Here is a 19392-nt window from a genome sequence, read left to right as displayed (position 1 = left end):
CAGCAGTTTGCAAATATTCAGGTTTGTAATGAAAGCTGACAAACAAGGAGCAGACTACCGGGTTACCTGGATGCTAACGGGATACCGAAGTAAGTGAGCAGTGCTTCGTCATAGGCTTCCGGAGTCTGCGGAGTGAAACAATGTACATCTTTTCCCGAGAAAATACGGAATTCTTGACCGGCAACCGTGTTACGGCCTTCACGTGTCCGCATGGCAAGCATAGCTTCTTTGGTGAAAATCGAATCCGGCGCATGTTCGCACCAGAAAGAAGCCATAAGAAAATCTTTGGGAAGCTGCGGCTCCTCTGTGAATGAATACAGTCTTCTCCACTGTCCGCGATGAAGTTCAAGCAGCATCCAGCCAAACTCCGCGTCCCGCTCCAATTTGTAGCACTCTTCCCCTTGCGGATGCTCCACTTGTTCAATCATCCGGATAGGTCTGCGGGGAACTATGCCGCCCACGCCTGCATCGCACAAATAAAGCTGTCCTTCCGCCTCCACCTGGAGCACATGATGTCTCCGCTTGGGAGGCGTATCCGTCTCATCGCGCCAGAAGCGGGCCACGAAGTCCGTAACGGTGTAGCCCAGCTCGCGGAGCAGCCACCCGAACAAAGCGTTGAGTTCAAAACAGTACCCTCCCCTGTGCCGCATGACGATCTTATCGTAAAGGGCCTCCCTTTCAAGGGATAAAGGTGTGCGGTTTAGAATATCCAAATTCTCATAAGGGACTGTATGAAGGTGACATTCCTGCAATGCAGCAAGCACTTCGGCTGAACCGTCGATTGGGCCTTCGTAGCCTATTCTATCCAAATACGCTTGTACTTGAGGGGATATGGAATCACAGGTGTTGTTCATATAACAGGCTCCTGTCCTCTTATTAGTTATCTGAAACCTCCATCGGAATGGATGATTTGCCCGGTAATCCAGCGGGCTTCTTCACTTGCTAGAAAAGCAATCAGACGAGCCGCATCGTCCGGAACGCCCAGGCGGCCCAGAGGAAACTGAGTCAGCAGCTGCGCCCGCAGATCATCGTTTATCCAACCCGTGTCGGTCGGTCCCGGGTCTACCGCATTGACCGTGATACCGTGCTCGGCCAGACCTGCTGCAAGAGAGCGGGTAAATGCGGAAATGGCCCCCTTGGTGGCTACATATGCCAGGTTTCCAGGCTGGGCGCCCTTATCCTGGCCGGAGACCAGGTTCACAATACGGCCGCCGTGCCTGCCTTCTATGCGGCGTGCGAACATAGCGGACATCATGCAAGTCCCCCGCACGTTAACCGCACAGTGCTCATCCAGTATGGCCGGACTAAGCTCACGGAAATCCGCATCCACACTGTACGTGGCATTGTTGATAAGAATAGCGGGCGCCGCCCCGAAGGCAGCCTCCACTTTGTCCAATAGCCGCTCGGGCGCGTCAGCCTGCGAGATATCGAGTTCCATATGTCCCGCACGAACCCCGAGCTTCTGCAGCTCGGCAGCGAAGATATCGGGCCAGTTCTCCTCAACCTCATAGCGGGCCACATTTCTATCATAGTTAGACAGGTGAGTAAAGAAGATATCAGCGCCATCTTGCGCCAGCAAGCGGCAAACCGCGGCCCCTATTCCCTGACTGCGGCTTGTACCTGTGACAATCGCAATTTGCCCATGTAAAGATCCCATTCCATATTCCTCCTTCTTGGAGAGAAGCTTGAATAAAGTTCACCGAAATAGAGATGAGCTCCCTTCTAATAGTCTGATCTTACCAGCACCTGTAAGAGGGTACAAGGAGAATGTACATGAACGCTCTATCTTGTCGCATGTTTAGCTAGTCCATATATCGGGCCATAAGATCCGCGAGATGCTGCCGGAGACAATCCAGAAGTTCCGGCGGTTGTATCACCTTCGCCTCCTTACCTAAGCCGATGAAAAACTTCGCAAAATACGGAAGATCATTCTTCGCAAACTCCCCCTCCAGCCAGCCGGTTCCATCCTGCCGGATATGGAGCTGCGGTTCCGGCCAAGGTTCCGCTTCACACGCCAGGACGCCCTCTCGGGTCAATTCCGCATAGACGGTAAGATTATCCTGCCCCTCCGGTTTCGGCAAATCCCTGTTCTCCAGGTGAACCTCCCGGAGATCCATCGCCCCTAAGTCCGAGGGTACGGCAGAATGAATCCGGTCGCACCGGAACACACGATACTCCGCGCTTGGATAACAATAGGCATAGCAGTACCAGAGTCCATTCCTTGTGTATATGCCTACCGGTTGGATATCCCTGTTTGATCGCCTCTGCCTGGATTCATAATCGATGCGTATCACCTGCTGCTGAACGGCTGCGGTAAGCAGCATAGATAAATGCGGTGAGCTTGCCTGTCTGAATGGTGTAACAAAATCAACGCGGTTCTTCATTTGATCTATACGGTCCCTGGTGTCATGCGGCATGTGTGAATAAAACTTCTTTAATGCTGAATGCGATTCGGCTTCAAAAGGAAGAGAGGAATAGTGCCGGAGCGCATGAATGGCAAAAAAGATCGCAACGGCTTCTTCCTCGGAGAAAGCGATAGGAGGCAGCAGCCTCTCCCTGAGCACCCGGTAGCCGCCATGAGGGCCCACCTCGGAGTATAAGGGCACCCCCAGTTCACTCAATTCTTGTAAGTCTCTTAAAATTGTCCGCTGAGAGACACCAAACTCTTCGGCAAGTTCCCTGACCGTAAACTTGCGTTTCTGATTGACCGTCATCATTAGTTCCATTAGTCTTTTAGACTTCGACATGGTATTCTCCGATTTTTTAATTATGACAATTGCTGTCACTATTATCTGTTAAGGTAAGGAAAGAGTCCAGTCTGATTTGTGAAATGAAGAGGAGGAAATGATATGTCAGGTTCTAAGGATACTCAATTCGCGACAAGAAAGTATTTCAACTCGGGCAATCTTAAGCTCTCTTATCTGGACTTCGGCGGAGAGGGGGACATCCTGCTGCTCTTACACGGACATATGAATGATGCCAGAACCTTTGTAGAAGCAGCCGCCAGATTTCCAGACCGGCATGTTATCGGGTTAGACCAGCGTGGACATGGCTGGAGTGAGCATCCCCCCGATCGGGATTATTCAAGAGACAGCTACGTGGAAGATATTCTTAATCTGATACGCGGAGAACTGGACGGGCAACCTGTAACTCTGCTCGGCCACTCATTAGGCGGAGTTAACGCTTACCAGTTTGCCTCCCGTTATCCAAGTTTGGTCAAAGCTGTTATCGTGGAAGACATCGGCGTTGAGATTAACGCCGATCTATCCTTTGCCGATCAGCTTCCAAACCGCTCCGCTTCCCTGCACGATCTGAGAGAGTCACTTAAGCGGGCGGGTCTTAAAGCCATCGATTATTTCTCCGAGAGTGTCTTTGAAGATGACAAAGGCTGGGGATTCCGGACGGATTTGAAAGGGATGAGAATTTCTCAACAGCACATTAACGGCGTATGGTGGGACGACTGGCTCTCCTCTGCCTGTCCGATCCTGCTGATTCATGGCCGCAAGAGCTTCGCACTAGACTTACAGCAGGCCGAACTTATGATCACAAGAAGACCCCGCACTACACTGGCCGTCTTCGATGAGTGCGGTCATGATATTCATTCTACGGATCCTAACGGGTTTTACCGGGTAGTCAGGAAGTTTCTCGACGACAGGAAGTAACTTTAATAAATCCACGCAGAAACTCATGACTGGCATAGCGCACAAATGGACTGCTTGCATAAACTTCATGGTTCTTAGCCTGCGAAGCGTACTCCCTGATCAATAAAGGGGCTGTCCCAAAAGTCATTTCAAGAAAATTCAGTCCCCACTTTTCACGTGATATTCGGTTAAAAAAAGAACCTTCAGATCCACTTTTATAGTGGTTTTGAAGGTTCTTTTGCACATATTATGGGATTGTCTCACTCAGGTTTACCCTTTTGAGACAGCCCCTTTGTTCTTGACTTGTAAGGGGAAGCGGGTCAGGGATGATTACCGTGTGGAGGTAACTCGGGAGAAGGATTCCGTCCACATCCGGATACAAGATCAAGGCAGAGGGATTCCGGCTCACCGCATTGCCTCACTCGGGAACCTTTCTATACGACTAAAGAGCGCGGACAGGCTTAGGCCTTATGAGCTGTTTCAGAATACTAGCGGCTCATGAAGGCCGGATTGATTTTCAGAGTGAACTGGGGTCGGTACGACCGCCGATATTACTCTCCCTGCCGCGCAAGAACAAGTATAAGTTCCGCCGGCTAACTGTACCCGCCGCTGAAGGAGAGAATATGGGATAGCCTCTCCTTCTAACTTCCCGCTAAACAAGCGGGATGTAAATTGTTATGACCATATGTTCAGGACGGGAGCGCATCACGTCAGTCACTTCGAAATCCGGTCCTTCTCTCCGCTCATAGTTGGAATTGGGAAACCAAGTTCCGTAGATAAAGTTCCGGATATCGGCAACATGCCCCGCGGGTCCGTCTCCTTTGAATTTGGCATATTTGCCTGCCGGAATGGTAAAACGGACAAACTCTTCTGCCAGCTCGGATTCATAGCAAGAGACTTCCTCACCCACCATAAAGGTAAAATCACCGTTATCCTGAAAATGTGCGGATATCCCGTAAGCCATGCCCGGAGCTGCCTGATTGGGAATGTACAAATAAGACTCTTTTCTTCCGAAATCCTCATAGAATCCGGGTATTTCCTCGTAATGTTTCTCATTGTTAAGATTCGTCTGATATTCTCGGGCTATTATCCGGATCGGATCCAGCTCGACGAATTCGGGTTTATACATATAGAAGTCTCCTCCGCTCTTGGTTTTATAATCCAGAAGGTTGATCGCATGCTGACATTGTACGTCCCTGAAGCTTGTCTGACGATATTGGGCCGGACTCAGCCCGAACATACTTTGGAACGCTCTGGTAAATGCTTCTTGCGAGCCGTACTGATAAGATAAAGCAATTTCCAGAATGGAGTTCCTGTCTTCCAGTAAGTTGACAGCCGCTTCCGTTAATCTTCTCCTCCGGATATACTGATGCACTGAGAATCCCGTTATAGAATGAAACAATCGCTGAAAATGAAAAGCGGAATAAAACGCTTTTGAAGCAATGTCGGTTATTTGAAGATCTTGCTGAAGATGACTCTCTATGTATTGAACCGACTGCTGAATCCGTTCATAAACATCCATCGTGCGCTCCCCCATCTATTTCTATTCGTTCTATTCGCTGACCCCTTCATTTTACTAGAAGTTAAGTGCAGATTCTTGATAATCCGTGCTGTAAGAAGGGCGGCGCATAGAAAAAAGCAGCTGTAATTCTCCAAGGAGATTAGGCAGCCGCTGTTATTTTAAGATCCGTACAGGTATTCCTCTAGTCTGCTGATAATAGCTGTCAGTTCTCTTATAAGATTCGGGATCGGGATTTGTTTGGACTCTATAAAGCTGCTCGTTAGCCCCATCTCTCTCACATGATCAATCCAGCCGAGAATGTCTTCCCTTGCATATCCTTTTTCGTGTAGGGAGTAAAAGATATAGGCAAATTCATTATCGATGTTCGTATTGAATACGACCGGGTCATCCGTATTAATCGAGACCATGACACTATCTCCCAACTGCTGATTGCCCGGAAGACCTCTGCGGTTTAAATTGTGAATATAATGCTCAAAAATATGTTCAATTTCCCCGATCGCGGCGTTAGAGGTCGGATTCGTTTCGATAATAATCCCATCTGAACTTACTTTACGGAGAACAATTTGTTGAACCTCGTGTATAAGGACTTCCTCATAGGCAGTGATTTCCACCTCGATCGGCTCCTGCATCCGGTTCATAAAACACTTGCAATGATAGGTATGGCTGAGCATATCTTCCGTCCACCGGGTCCCGGGACTTAGCTGCTCGCAGAACCAGGCTTCCCGGGTCGAATCGCCGACCTTGTTCATACTCTCTCCTATCCATGCAAACTTACTTTGATAAGCTTTCCACAGCAGATGAACGGTAATTCCATTCATGGAAGGGTAGATCCCTTCTGCCAATAAGACAATTTTATGTTCCAGCGCGGCGACATCCACATCGGTCAACTTGTGGCCGCTTCTGCACATCCCCCAAACCCACAAGAGGTTTTCCAGATATTCCACTCTGGGCAGAATAACTACCCGGTTACGAAGCGCCCACTTCCGGACCTCAACTCCGAGCACCATGCCATGTCCGATCCGGTCGCCTGCTCTGAATTGAAAATGATCGATGACCTCATGGATATGCCGAAGCCCTGTCAGCATATGTCTGAAATCTTCTCCGGCGTGGTAGGTCAGGCCCAAATTGTTAATTTTACGCAGAGGATAATCCGGATACACCAGTTTGTGCGTATCGCTGTTGCGCGCCTGGCGGAAGATCGGGGCAAACACCCATGGCTCCGCAGCGGTCTCCAGGTTAGCGGCATCGATTCCGACAATATAATCGGCGAGACCGGGTATGTGTTCCCTTAATTCTCTGACCGCAATCATCTGCCGTTCATAATGGACCTGATTTGTTTTGAAGCTGAGCTTCTCCTTGTTTCTATCCTGCTCGCTGTAATCGAACCAGCATTTTTCCTGGTGCTTTTCATCCGGCATTTTAATGAAGTGATAAATAATCCCTGCGAGAGGGGCAAAACCACCCTGTTGAGCCTCGTTTTTTTCCTCCAAAATTTGCTGGTACGCTTTGAAAAAAGAAAGCAGTTTGCCGGCTGCCTCCGTTTTCATCTCTTGAACACTGCCTTTCTTGGGCGGTGCAATGCGGATTTCGAGTTTCTTCAAATGCGGGTTCTGCAGCTGATGGTGGAGCATAAATCCATAGTATTCCAGGTTGTTCTCGCTTATTTTGCGATCCGTCGCTTTGTCGAAATAGTCAAGGAAGTAAGGCAATCCGCGGATATGGTTGCGCTGTACCGCTCTCGTAAACTGCTGATTTTTGATCCGGATATATTGCCAGAACAGCTTCGTGAACAACCGGTCAGCCGGCTGCTGCAGCATATACCTCAGAGAGCGGAATAAAAGCAGGTTCTCCAGGGATGTATGAGCATGAGCGCCAAAGATCGGATATAGGCTGTCCATGGCCGCCATTCGTTCAGACCATAAACGGTGAGGCTGGTCACTGCGGGCTCCACCGCCTGTTAACTCATGTCTTAGATCCTCGAATAACTCTTGCAGAGACTTCTCGTCATAACCCTGTTCTTTTAAATTCGCACCTGCGTAGAAGAATTCCACGAGACGGATGAATGGTTTCATCCCGCCCCTCCCGTTTTCCTTTGCCGCAGCAAGATTCTGCAAATAATCCGGCAGCATCCTGTTCTCCGTAATCCGGTGACCCTGTATGCTCTGAAGATAAGCCCCCAGCAGCAGGCGGATACTTGCGGCCGCGAGCGTGTACAGCTGGAGGTCTGGATCCCGGCCGGTGAGGCGGTCGATATACGTATGATTCTCGTCCGCTTTCCTCTGAGCGGACCTGGCAGGAGCCATAATTTGCTGCCAGTTCAAACTAAACTGCCCGCTAGCCGACAGATGAAGGTGCGTCTCCGCGACGCCCTTGTCCAGCACCCGCTCTAACTGCGTGTCGGGCAGGTACACAAGGGCATGATAGGCACCCAGCACATGCTCGTCTTCCAGTCCGTTCGACAACAGGTAGATCATGACCATCAGATCGGTACACATCATACGGTTAAGTGAGTTCCACAACGCTACTTTGTAGATCCCGCGGTAAGCGGAGAACATGCTGTTCGCATTTTGCTTCTCATCCGTGCTTTCCCAGTACTTCAACGCTACCTTGCCGTTGCGGTGGGTTAAGAACAACCGGCTTAATTCTTTGAGCCGCTGCATATAGAACTGCTCCGGTTGCGCACCCTGCTCTGTCCATTCCGTCACGCTCCGGTAGGAATAGAACTTCTCGGCAAGCAGCTCGATTTCATCCAGCTGCTCAATCCGTTCCGTCTGGTGAAGCGCGGGCAGCAAGTCTTTGATGAATGTCTTCTTCATATACTTCTTGTATTCCGGAGTCGATTGGCTTTGTCCGATTTCAGCTATATAATCGCGTCTGTAGAACTGGAAGTCGGTAAATGGAAGAATGGCCATTTTGATTCGTAAATCCATCTTGTTTCTAAACATAGGCAATCCTCATGAGCGGACCAGCTTTTGTTTTAGATAGAGGTCGAAGGTGCTATGATTCTTGGAAGCCATTTCAATTAATTGTCTTTTTTCCTCCCTAAAATACGCAATACTGCCTCCAGCTTCTTCGTCCGCTTTAATACGGAGCATTTCAATTTCGTACAGGGCTTTAACGTACAGAGAAACGGAGGGGATAAGTTCTCCGCTTTCTTGATCCATCTCTGCTAATACTTCAGCCCAAAACTCCTTTTGAGCATGAAAAGAACGATAGAATTGGGTTCTTTGTGTTAACAAAAACTCCACATTTTGAGCAATTCCCAGCCAGATTCGAACCGTATCCTGCGCAGACAAACTTTCAATCGCATTGTTTCCATCGAATAAATTTTTGTAAGATAAGAAAAATTGATAGTTCTCATTATTTAAATAGATGGAGGCAAATTCACTTAATACCTTCTTTCTGTTCTTGTAGGTTCTTGTTTGGTACCAGTCGTGCAGCGCTTTATTTAAGGGTACATTGTCGCTTTCAATCAAACTTTTGGAATACTGCTGCATATCCGCAAAGACATCGCTTTTCTGGTCTTCCAGTTTCTCGAGTTTGTATTGTGCTGCACTAATTTCCAGATTAATATCGCGTACTTCGTTAACGTTGGTTGTAAATGCGGGAGGAAGCAGTTTCTTCAACAGTTCCAATTCATGCGTTAATTCAAAATAATTGGATATGGAAGTTTGTTCCGCCTCTGACAAATGGTCATTTTCTTCAGGGTCATTGAATATTAAGGCGATAAAATCGGTGGATTCCTGTTTGATGAATTGTTTGATCTGATAAATATTAAGAAACTCTTTTAAAACCACTATCGGATTGAAATACGTAATATGCATACCATCCACATGGTCCAAAAAGTTCTCGGCCAAGTCTTCATTGCTGTCTTTATTACTGCTTATTGCCATTTCGATGTCAAAACTGTCAATGCCTATAACTTCTTCGTTAAAATAGGTATATAACAATTGCTGCGTATCTTGAATGTTTTTAAATTTATTCAACATTTGCTCATTCTTTTTAATGCGCTTTTCAATCTTGCTCAGCAACGAATTTTTCTTATCACTCGCAGAGTTGTCTGAATTGCGGAGCCACCTTGACTGGTTTAAAATTTGAATTTTGCCGGAAAGGTTTGTTATTTCCTCCCTAACTTGATGTATCTCTTGTTCGAGCTGAGTTTCTTGTTCAAAAAGAGACAAGATATCCATCCCGGATATGATCGTTGTCCTCGTTTTGTCAGGGTCAATAGGCTGCTGTGAGATTCGGGTCATCATTCCATCTATTTGTTCTAAATTCATCCTAAAAATCAGTTCTTGATCGGGCATTATCTCGCTGTAGATCTCATTATCCCAAAATGCCGTATTCAAATGAATGCGATCTACAATGGAATGATAAATTTCTTGGTCTGTCCGGCCGATTTGACCCATATAGGAAATCATCTCATCCAGCCAACTGTTGTCTTCACCGTAGCTTTGCTTTAGAAAAGCATGTAATCCTTTGTCTTCCGACACTTTCTCGATATATTTTCTCTCCAGAAAATGTGTATCTGATGTGACATCAAACATTTGTCTGCTGACGATCGACAGCAGCGGTGTTAATTTCTCATGAATAGAGAGGAGCTCCCGGACTTGCGATATCTGCGGAAACAGCTTGGAACCATAAATCCGGTTTAAAAGCTTAGCCAGCTGCTTTGCTTTCACATGATCGGCTATAGCAAAACGAGGATCGAATAAGCCGAGCATTTTCTCCAACAAATCTGCCAGAAGCAAGAGGGTAAGATCTTGCCGTGCCATTCGCCGGAAAACCGATTCTTCTTTGGTAAGAACCAATATTCGGTCCCCTTGCAGCAGCGAATAATCAATAAACGTCCGCTCCTTATCCAGAAGCTTTCCTTCGGCATCGAATTCGATCCGGATGATATCTTTGATTCTCTTCTGATGATCCATAAGCTGACTATTCGCATGTAAAATCACTTCCAGAAACCGGGTCACATCGGTTCCAGTCCATTCCTTGTCTTTGCGCTGGTACAGGAAATAGTACGGACTGATTAGTCCGCGCGGATTGTGATCGAATACCCGGAAATACGTAACGGGAATCTGATTCCGCCGGACTCCCTTACCCTCAATTCCTTCAGCAGCTGTTGTTCCTGCACCCGCAAATCGCTCACCAAGCGCCATGCCCGTACTGCCGCGTATCCCGCTCAGCAAGTCCAAGAAGGTCGGGGCCTCTTCTTCTTGTTTGTCGTCGAAATAATAGGCGAAATTTGCTTTCTCCTGCTCGGACAGGTGATTCTTCATTTCATAGCGGAATGCAGGAGGGAACACCTTCTTCAAATATTCCCGGCTGCGCTCCTGTCTTCGCTCAAGAGCACTCCGCTCAGCTTCGCCCACTTGAGGTGCAAAATCCCTGTCATAGCTTCTTGCGTCCACCTTCTCGTCATGCAGCATATGAATGGTTACTGCCTCCAGAAACACGCTGTAGGCACCGGAAACAAAAACGATCACATTCGGATGCGACAAGAACGTCCGGACAGTCTCCAGTACTTCCATACAGCGTCCCGAGCTGATATCTACATCATCGAAGAAGATTAGAATCATCGGCTCCTGATGGTTGCCATGTTTGCGCAGCAGCCGTGATTTCGTCTCGAGAAGCAAATCGACAAAGGTATGAAACTTTTCCATCAATCCGCGGTCACAGTTGACTATTTTCTGGCTGTCCTGAATATGCTCGTAGACACCTTCATCCCGGCGGCGGACAATGGCTGCATATGTATCCTGCCGCAGCAAATAAGCTTTCTGCAAATCCAGGTAGTTTTTCTGAAGCTCGCTTTTGGTTTCTTTATTGCAAAAAGTATCTTGCGACCAGCGGTCATTCTTCTCTCGGTCAGCTTGAAGCAAGGCGTCAATGGTGGTCATTTCCTCTTGAAGAAAGCTGAGCAGCCATCCCAGCGTATCGCTGGCCTTGCTCATCTGATCCGGTGCGATGAGCGGGAAAATTAAATCCGTATCCGCGAAATCCTTCGTGTGATGATATTTTAAAGTAAGCAGCACAGAGGATTTACCGGAGCCCCTTTCACCTAGAAGGGAAACCACATTATCATAATTCGTTCTAAAATCCTGTTTATAATGAATCAGGATCGGATTGTCATTGCTCTCCTCTGCGTCCCTGCGGCTCTTGGCATCCGAGCGAAAGTGTCCGATCTGCTCCCTCATCTTGCTGTAGCCGGGCAGAATTACCTCCGCCTGATCCTCTCTGAGAATCCGTGCTCCGATTTTCAGAGATTGACTTACATTTCTATCTGAAAGACCCGCTGAATTCAAACCTGCTCTCCCCTTTTTCTTTTACTGCTCAATAGTTAATGGCATATCTTGTTGGATTCTTGGGAAAGGTAACATTTTCCTCCTTTACCCGACATTAAACTTTAAGATTGCGACTATGTGAATGACTTCATTAATGATGCCGGTCATTCACCGATGAATTTGATCTCATCTATGTATGCGGGGTGCAGCCAAAAAACAAGCTGTCCGCCTCTATCACGCAAACGCAAAAACTCCGTATACGGCAGCAGACGCTGATGTATACGGAGTTGTATGGAGTAGAGCCTTATACGGGCACACTTTCCTGGCTTACATTTCGGGAATCGCTCAGTTGATGAGTCGTCACCGTAAACGGCTTATCCGTGAGGAAGAGCGACGTCACAGCACCCGCAAGTGCAATGCCGATGAATAGAACAAACACAAGACTGAAATCCAGTCCAGCCGCCGTCTGGACGATCAGTGCGCCTGCCACGATCGGCGTCAGGAACGAGCCTCCGATTTGAGCCAAACCGTTCGATAACCCATAGGCCGTGGCGACCATGCCGCTTCCGTATCTTTTCTGGAAATAGATGTTGATCGGCACCATACTCGCGGTCATAAAGAAACCGTGCATGGCCATTCCCGTTATAAGCAGGCCCAGCTGTGAAGAAGATTCCACGAGCGATAGCAAGAAAAGCGCACCCGCAGATGCCGCAAAACTGACCAGCAGAACCCAGCGGCTGCCTATTCCGGGTCTGCGGTCATGAAGATAACCGAATAAGAGTATACCCAGCAGCGAGAATATTCCCGGTATAATAGCAATCATGCCCATCTGAGACAGGGTAAAATGCAGTCCTTCCATTAAGTAGGTAGACTGCCATAATCCAAAGCCGACCCCCAGCGAGATTTGGGCAAAAATAAGGAGGATCGCAAACCAGAAATTACGGTCCTTCATAAGCTGTACCACCACGCTCCGGTCGACTTTCGAAGCTTGCACCGGCAGTCCGGACGCCAGCGCACCTTCTGTGATCAGCGCGTATTCTTCTTGTGATAAGCGGCCGCGGGCAAGAGCTTTCTCCGGGCTGTCATAGACGAATTTCCATACCGCCCATGCGGCAAGAAGCCCAGGAATGATCATCACGTAGAAAACCGGACGCCAGTCCCCGAAATACGTCGTAAGCGGAATGGCAATCACGACTGGAAGGATGCCGCCAAGCACGGCAGAGGTCATCAGAAGCGATGTCGCTCTTCCTCTCTCTTTGGCCGGGAACCACCGGCTGATCAGACCTAGAGATGCCGAAATATCCGGAGCTTCAAACAATCCGAGACTGAGACGGACCGCGATAAAATGAACCGTGTTCTGAATCATTCCGGTAAACACTGTCACGACACTGAACGCAATGGTGATGACTTTGAGGATGATTCGTCCTCCCCATTTGTCTGACAAATACCCGCCGAACATATTCCCGATAATAATGGTTATAAAGAAGCTGGAGCTGGCCAGACCCGTTATAAAAAGGGACAGTCCCAAATCGTTGCGAATCAGCGGAAGCAGAGTAGTCGTCAGCCCGCGGTCCAGCATATTAATCATAAAAATAAACCACAGTGTCCCGAGCAGGACATATCGTTTAGGTATTGATTTCATCCGAGCCACCGTCCTCTTGAGTTCATGAAGTCTCCAGCGGTCCGGTAGACTCTTTTTTCCACGCTTAATCTTTGGCCAGCTCGAGCTGGAGCTTCTGATCTTCGCCGAGGTTCAGACTCTCGGCCTGAAAATCTACTTTTCGAAGCAGTCCGCCGAACCGGAACGGCACCTCGTAGACCGGACTTACCGGAGTAACCTCATTTTCTCCGACACTGAACACACCGGGACCCTCTACCATCGAAGCCACTTGAGGAATAATTCCCTCGCCGGCTTTCACTTCATTAATGAACAGCCGTCCTGTACCACCGCCGCCTTCCGGTGCCTGGTGGAACTCGAACCTCAGTCTGGCTGCGCCGACAGGGATTTCAAGCTCCGATGTAATGACCGTATGCTTTTCACCCAGATAGTTGTAGTGATAGATCAGGCGGTTCTGCTGCACGAAAAGGGCGTACCCTCCGAATCTGCCTCCAAAGGAGACCAGCACTCCTTCGTCGTGCACGGATTGCCTTTCTACATGAGCGGTGAAGGAATAGCTCTGATTGCGGGTATTCGGCGACAATGCGACATCCAGTCCAAAATCCGACGGATAATAAGTCCGGATGAGCTTTGGTCCCGCCCCTCTGGCATCATCGTCCCCCCGTGATAAATAATAGGTCCCGTTCAGCGGCAGGTAACCCCGGGCCCGGGCTTCCGACCACCACAGGTCAATCAGCTGCTGCAGCTTCTCCGGGTGCTTATCCGCCAAGTTCCGGTTCTCGGAGAAATCTTCGTCGGTATGATACAATTCCCATACGTCTTCTTCGAAGGAAGTGCCAGGTACATGCCTGGCGACCGCTTTCCAGCCCTGCTGCCAGATGGCGCGGTTGCCCACCATTTCATACAGCTGAAGTTCTTTGCGGGTCGGTTCATCCTCGGAATCGAACGTATACTGCAGGCTCACTCCGTCCAGAGGACGCTGAGCATATCCGTTAACGGATTCGGGAGGCTGGATGCCGATGAGATCCAGCACGGTCGGTGTCACATCCGATACATGATGATACTGGCTACGGATGCCGCCTCCATCCTTAATCCGGTTCGGATAGTGAATGATGAGCGGGTCTTTCACTCCGCCCGCGTGAACGAAAGTTTTGTACCATTTGAGCGGCGTATTGCCGACTTGGGCCCAGCCGAGCGGGTAATGATTGTAAGCGGCCGGCGTCCCAAGCTCGCTGATCCGGGCCAGTTCCCCGGCGAGGTCATCATTTCTCATCCCGAGGTTGAAATTCTTCCACTCGTTCCACGAACCGAGCAGTCCGCCTTCCGGGCTTGCCCCGTTATCCGACAGGAGAACGATAACGGTGTTGTCGAGCTGGCCGATTTCTTCCAGATAACCGACCAGACGACCGACATGGTCATCCAGATGCTGAAGAAATCCGGCGAACACTTCCTGCATCCGGGCGAACAGCTTCTGCTCATCTGCGCTCAGATCCGCCCAAGGTCGGATGCCGGGATTTCTAGGCGGCAGCTCGGCATGGGCCGGAATAATCCCCAGCTCCTTCTGCCGGTTGAACCATTCTTCCCTTACAACATCCCAGCCCTTATCATACTTGCCTTTGTATGCATCGATATAGGACTGCGGCGCATGATGCGGCGCGTGCGTCGCACCGTATGCCAGATAGCAGAAGAACGGCTTCTCCGGTGCGGCCGACTTCTGCTTCCGGATATAGTCGATCGCCTTATCCGTCAAGTCTTCAGTCAGATGGTAGCCTTCCTCGGCACGTCTGGGCTGCGGAATACGCTCGTTGCCCATAACGAGCTCCGGATTCCACTGGCTCGTCTCGCCGCCGAGAAAACCATAATAGTGTTCGAATCCGCGGCCTAGCGGCCAATCTTCGAACGGCCCGGCGAAGCTGATTTCATCGCCGGGCAAGAGGTGCCATTTGCCGACGGCAAATGTGCTGTAGCCGCTCGCCTTCAGCGTCTCGCTGATCAGAGCGGAGTCGCGGCTGATGCGGCTCCGGTTGTTCGGGTAGCCCGTGTCGCTCAGGGCTACGAAGGACAGCCCGACGGAGTGGGCGTCCCGGCCGGTCAGCAGGCTGGCCCGGGTCGGCGAACAGATCGCCGTCGTGTGGAAGTTGCTGTAGCGCAGCCCGCCCTCGGCGAGCTTATCTATGTTAGGGGTCGAGATATCCGACCCGTAGCAGCCCAGGTGCGAGAATCCCGTGTCGTCGAGCACGATGTACACCACGTTGGGCGCACCTTCGGGAGCTTTAGGGCGCTCCGGCCACCAGGGGACGGAATCTTGGACCGTGCGGCCGATTACACCCTGAAAAGATGTCTGCGCGCTATTTGTCTGCACATTCATGTCAGGTCTTACCTCCTTCTCGGATCTGGTTTCATGTATGTAAACATAAGGAACCGTGCAGGTTCAATAAGGACGATCCCCCACAATGGAAACGCGTTCCACTTGGCGCCGATTCGGGAAATAATCGGAAGCCGCGTAATGCTGAGTCGCACGGTTATCCCAGAAAGCAAGGGAGTCCGGCTCCCAATGAAAACGGACTTGATATTCGGGAGTATGTGCCTGCTTGAACAGAACCTGCAATAATTCTTCACTTTCATCCTGCTCCAGACCTGTGATTCTGGTAGTGAAGGCCGTGTTCACGAACAACGTCTTCCGCCCGGTTTCCGGGTGAGTGCGTACGACGGGATGCTCCGCCGCCGGAAACTCAATTTGCTTAGCGGCGAGCGCTTCTTCCGACAAGTGACGGCCGAAGGCATGGGTAAAATCATGAATGGCGGTAAGCCCTTCAATCCGCTCCTTGACTTCATCGGGCAGATTATCATAAGCAGCCCCCATATCAGCCCAGAGTGTATCGCCTCCGGCAGGCGGCGCTTCAACCAGGCGGAGAATCGCGCCGAGTGCCGGGTTCAGCCGCCATGAAACATCACTATGCCAGACATTCTCGTACCCGACCGCTTTTTCGTTCTTCGTAAAACGCGCGACTTCTTCCACATCTCCCTGCGGGATAAAAGGATGAGTCTCCAGGCTCCCCCATCTGCGGGCCAGATCCAAATGCTGCTCCGATGTAATCGGCTGATTGCGGAAGAAAATCACTTTCCACTCGAGCAGCGCCCGGTTCAATTCTTCTTTCAGTTCATCCGTAAGCGGAATCCGCAGATCGATGCCTTCGATCTCTGCTCCGATAATCGGACCGAGCGGTTTTACAGTGAATAAGGTGTACGGCTTCTCCTCAGCTCCTTCCGGCAGACGATTTAGCACGTACGGACCCGTACGTCCCCCCTTGCGGTAGGGCAGATTCAATGGACGTTCTACGGCAATAGTCGTTTCACTCATTCTCAATTCCTCCAGTTTCATCAGGTTTCGGGTATAAAAAAAGAGACGCAACGATTAATCATTCGTTGAATCTCCAGTGATCTGGTGGATCCTTAATATTTACTTATCCTATAAGGAAACTGGGAATAAGGATTAAAAAAATACAGAACGATCAATCTGTCAGCCTGTGAACTGATTCTAACAAGCGGCTATTGCCCTGTCAATTCTTTTTTATTTCCTCAGGCCCCTTTAATCCGCTATAAAAAAACGCACGACTTCCTCCGGCAGCGGTTGGGATAGCTCTCCGAATCCGCGAAAACGGCATACCGCCAAGCCTTGGATCAAAGACAAATAACATAACGCCATCATTTCGGGCTGATCCGACACGGCCTTACCTTCCCTATGGCTCTCTTGCATGATTCGGATTAATGGCTCCAGATTCTCACGGGCTTTGGCAGCCGCTTTGGACCGGATGTTCTCCGGTATAGAATCTGAAGAAGGCGTCTGCACGATGAGATAAATATATTCAACTTTAACGGAGGAATTCAGCAGATGCCGGCAGTGCCAGAGCAGCTTTTCTTTTGCGGAGCCAAGCTGGCGGGAAGCTTCTATTGTTAACTGTCCGTAGAAATCCTGCACATAATCGAGCAAAGCCTCGTACATGTCATCTTTGGATTTGTAAAAGTTGTACAGATTCGCATGGCTGATTCCAGCCTCCGATGCAATCTCACTTACTTTGGCGCCGCTGTACCCTTTACGGAAAAAAACCTGTAAGGCGGACTGCAAAATTTGTTGTTTTCTCTGTTCTCTCAATTGTTGATCTTTCTCGGGGTTACGGGGCAATGGTTTCCCTCCTGTATCTGGATCCGCACAAGAAGAAAAGCCTGATTCGTCAGGCTTTCTTGCATCAGGCTTCTCTTGCTCTGCAGAGTTCTGTCTTTATGAAGGACGAAAGACGGATTAAACCGCCCAATTGCCCTTTCGGAAGATCGGCTCCAGCGTACCGTCCGCAAGCTCTCCGTCAATTTCCATCTCGGGTGATCCAATCATAAAGTCAACGTGCGTCAGACTGTCATTAAGACCTGCTCTCTGCAGTTCTTCCGGCGACATCGAAGTGCCGTTCTCTACGCAGAAGGCGAATGACCGGCCGATCGCCAGATGGCAGGAGGCATTCTCATCAAACAATGTGTTATAGAAAATGAGATTGGAGTTCGATATCGGAGAATCGTCCGGAACCAGTGCAATTTCGCCCAGATACCGGGCACCTTCATCGATGTTAAGCATCGTACTGAGCGCGTCATACCCTTTCTCCGCCTGGAAGTCCGCAACACGGCCATTCTCGAACGTTAAGGAGAAATTCTCAATCAGCTTGCCTTGAAAACTCAAAGGCTTCGTACTGCAAACGGTTCCGCTTGTTCCTGCCCGGTGAGGAGATACGAATACTTCTTCCGTCGGAACATTCGGATTGAAGATTTCGCCTGTGGCGTTATTGGCTGTTCCGCCCCTCCAAATATGGTTGTGAGGCAATTCGACAGTCAAGTTCGTTCCGGGAGCGCGGTAGTGAAGCTTCTTGTACTGCTTAGCGGATAACTCTTCCCGCTTGCTGCTAAGAACTTCATTGTGATCCGCCCACAGCTTAACCGGATTATCCTGATCGGCCCGGGTTGCCTTGAAAATCGCATCCCACAAAGCGCGGATAGCCTCTTCTTCGCTTACGCCAGGAAACACCTTCTTCGCCCATTCTGCCGAAGGCGCGGCTATAATAGACCATGTCATCTTGTAGGAGGTCATGTAAGTTCTCCATTTGGCCAGTGCCGTGCCTGCGGATTTGGAGAAAGCCGCTACGCGCTTGCCGTCCACATCCTTCAGCAGCTCGGGATTGCCGGATTCGATGAACAGATAAGCGCCCCCGTTCTCCGCATTATCTTCAAGCGCCTTTACACGCCAGGCTGGATATTCTTCGAATGCTTCCTCTGGCGCATGCTCGTATTTAATCCTCGTGCAAATTTCGTCCTGCCATTCGATATGTACATGTTTGGCTCCCGCTTCATAAGCTTTACGCGTGATCAAACGCACGAATTCCGGCATATGAATGGGTGCGTTAATCCATAGGTCTTGCCCCGGCTGTAAGTTTACCGCTACCTTCACGGCAAGATCCGCATATTTATCAAGATTGGATTCAAAAGTCATAACAATCCTCCCGGCTATTTGTCTTTAATTATTACAACAGTATAGGACAAATTCCTGCTTTAAATCAATTTTTTAACCCTTGGTTAAAAATCCGGGACTATCTGAAGCCGATTTCAATGCGCTGCGGCTTCACATAGGGTTCCCTGCCGAATTTCTGGATATCAAAACTAACCACAAAATAGGTATAGACGAATTTGTACGGATCACCCGGTTCCTCGAATTCAATCGTGAACTCGAAATCATGGGAAACGCAGCTGCAGCAGCAGCCGAAGTCTGCGGTATAAAGAGACCACTCGCCTTCCAGCTTGAGAAAGTGCTTGAGGAAACCCACGGCAGATTCCATATGAGTCTCCATATTCGAAACAATTTCCCGCGCCATAGCCAGATAATGCTCATCCGGACCTTTTTCACTCCCTTTGACGAAAAGATCCACATCACCACCGGTATACTGCCAATATTTTTTGTTGAAAATCAGTTTTTCGAGATCTGATGTTTGTAAAGAACGATCCAAGGTAACCTCCTTCTGCCTCAAACACAGACTACTTTTTCGTTGAATATCGGGATGATTGCAAGAATTAAACGTTTTTTCTTTCGGTAACTCGATGACCATACCTTTAGACACTACCATGTAATAAACCATGTTTCTACCATTATTGAACATCTATTCCAATAGATGTTCACTATTTTACTTCAAAGGATGATCCGATTCAGCGGATTTTTGAAAAATTTGAATGAGCGCGTGATCAAATCGCAAGCGAGGTCTTCACCGGATCTTCTTACCAAAGCAAAAACCACGCTCA

Annotated in this window: 13 protein-coding genes; 1 reads left to right on the top strand and 12 read right to left on the bottom strand. The window is 49.3% G+C overall.

The genetic code is table 11. The annotated features are described in order from the left end of the window. Positions 1-62: 62 nt before the first annotated feature. From EDM21_RS00660 to EDM21_RS00650, 3 genes are all read right to left on the bottom strand, one after another. Positions 63-854 (bottom strand): arylamine N-acetyltransferase family protein, encoded by a 792-nt coding sequence (locus tag EDM21_RS00660; RefSeq protein ID WP_157331925.1) that lies wholly within the window; start codon positions 852-854, stop codon positions 63-65. Between the two features lie 26 nt (positions 855-880). Further along, positions 881-1657 carry an SDR family oxidoreductase gene (locus EDM21_RS00655; RefSeq protein ID WP_157331923.1) on the bottom strand — a complete coding sequence of 259 codons (777 nt, stop codon included), beginning with the start codon at positions 1655-1657 and terminating at the stop codon, positions 881-883. 145 nt (positions 1658-1802) lie between these two features. After that, a complete protein-coding gene (locus EDM21_RS00650) occupies positions 1803-2747 on the bottom strand; it encodes a helix-turn-helix transcriptional regulator (protein WP_157331921.1) in 945 nt (314 codons plus the stop codon). Positions 2748-2849: 102 nt separating this feature from the next. On the opposite strand from EDM21_RS00650, the gene EDM21_RS00645 reads away from it, so the two are divergent. Beyond that, positions 2850-3662, top strand: coding sequence for an alpha/beta fold hydrolase (locus tag EDM21_RS00645; RefSeq protein WP_157331919.1), 813 nt, complete (start codon positions 2850-2852; stop codon positions 3660-3662). 631 nt (positions 3663-4293) lie between these two features. On the opposite strand, the gene EDM21_RS00640 is transcribed toward EDM21_RS00645, so the two are convergent. The 9 genes from EDM21_RS00640 to EDM21_RS00600 form a co-directional block, all read right to left on the bottom strand. Then, the gene (locus EDM21_RS00640; protein ID WP_157331917.1) at positions 4294-5163 is read right to left on the bottom strand and encodes an AraC family transcriptional regulator; all 870 of its coding nucleotides are present in this window, start codon (positions 5161-5163) and stop codon (positions 4294-4296) included. Positions 5164-5321: 158 nt separating this feature from the next. Next, on the bottom strand, positions 5322-8108 hold the full coding sequence (locus EDM21_RS00635) for an amidohydrolase family protein (RefSeq protein WP_157331915.1): 2787 nt from the start codon (positions 8106-8108) through the stop codon (positions 5322-5324). A gap of 9 nt (positions 8109-8117) precedes the next feature. After that, complete coding sequence (locus EDM21_RS00630) at positions 8118-11465, bottom strand: hypothetical protein (RefSeq protein WP_157331913.1); 3348 nt, start codon at positions 11463-11465, stop codon at positions 8118-8120. A gap of 283 nt (positions 11466-11748) precedes the next feature. Beyond that, positions 11749-13086, bottom strand: a complete 1338-nt coding sequence (locus tag EDM21_RS00625) for an MFS transporter (RefSeq protein ID WP_157331911.1) — start codon at positions 13084-13086, stop codon at positions 11749-11751. Positions 13087-13150: 64 nt separating this feature from the next. Further along, entirely contained in the window at positions 13151-15430 is a 2280-nt protein-coding gene (locus tag EDM21_RS00620) for an arylsulfatase (protein WP_157331909.1), read from the bottom strand. Positions 15431-15493: 63 nt separating this feature from the next. After that, positions 15494-16423, bottom strand: coding sequence for a TauD/TfdA dioxygenase family protein (locus EDM21_RS00615; protein WP_157331907.1), 930 nt, complete (start codon positions 16421-16423; stop codon positions 15494-15496). A 228-nt stretch (positions 16424-16651) separates the two neighbouring features. Next, positions 16652-17245: a TetR/AcrR family transcriptional regulator gene (locus EDM21_RS00610; RefSeq protein ID WP_157331905.1), complete on the bottom strand. Its 594-nt coding sequence runs from the start codon at positions 17243-17245 to the stop codon at positions 16652-16654. Positions 17246-17362: 117 nt separating this feature from the next. Continuing rightward, a complete protein-coding gene (locus tag EDM21_RS00605; RefSeq protein ID WP_157331903.1) occupies positions 17363-18592 on the bottom strand; it encodes an aminopeptidase in 1230 nt (409 codons plus the stop codon). Between the two features lie 97 nt (positions 18593-18689). Next, positions 18690-19103 (bottom strand): hypothetical protein, encoded by a 414-nt coding sequence (locus EDM21_RS00600; RefSeq protein ID WP_157331901.1) that lies wholly within the window; start codon positions 19101-19103, stop codon positions 18690-18692. Positions 19104-19392 lie beyond the last annotated feature (289 nt).

Source organism: Paenibacillus lutrae, from assembly GCF_009757775.1.
Lineage (GTDB): Bacteria > Bacillota > Bacilli > Paenibacillales > NBRC-103111 > Paenibacillus_F > Paenibacillus_F lutrae.
Note: the sequence above shows the minus strand (reverse complement) of the source record. Positions and strands in the feature narration are given on the sequence as shown.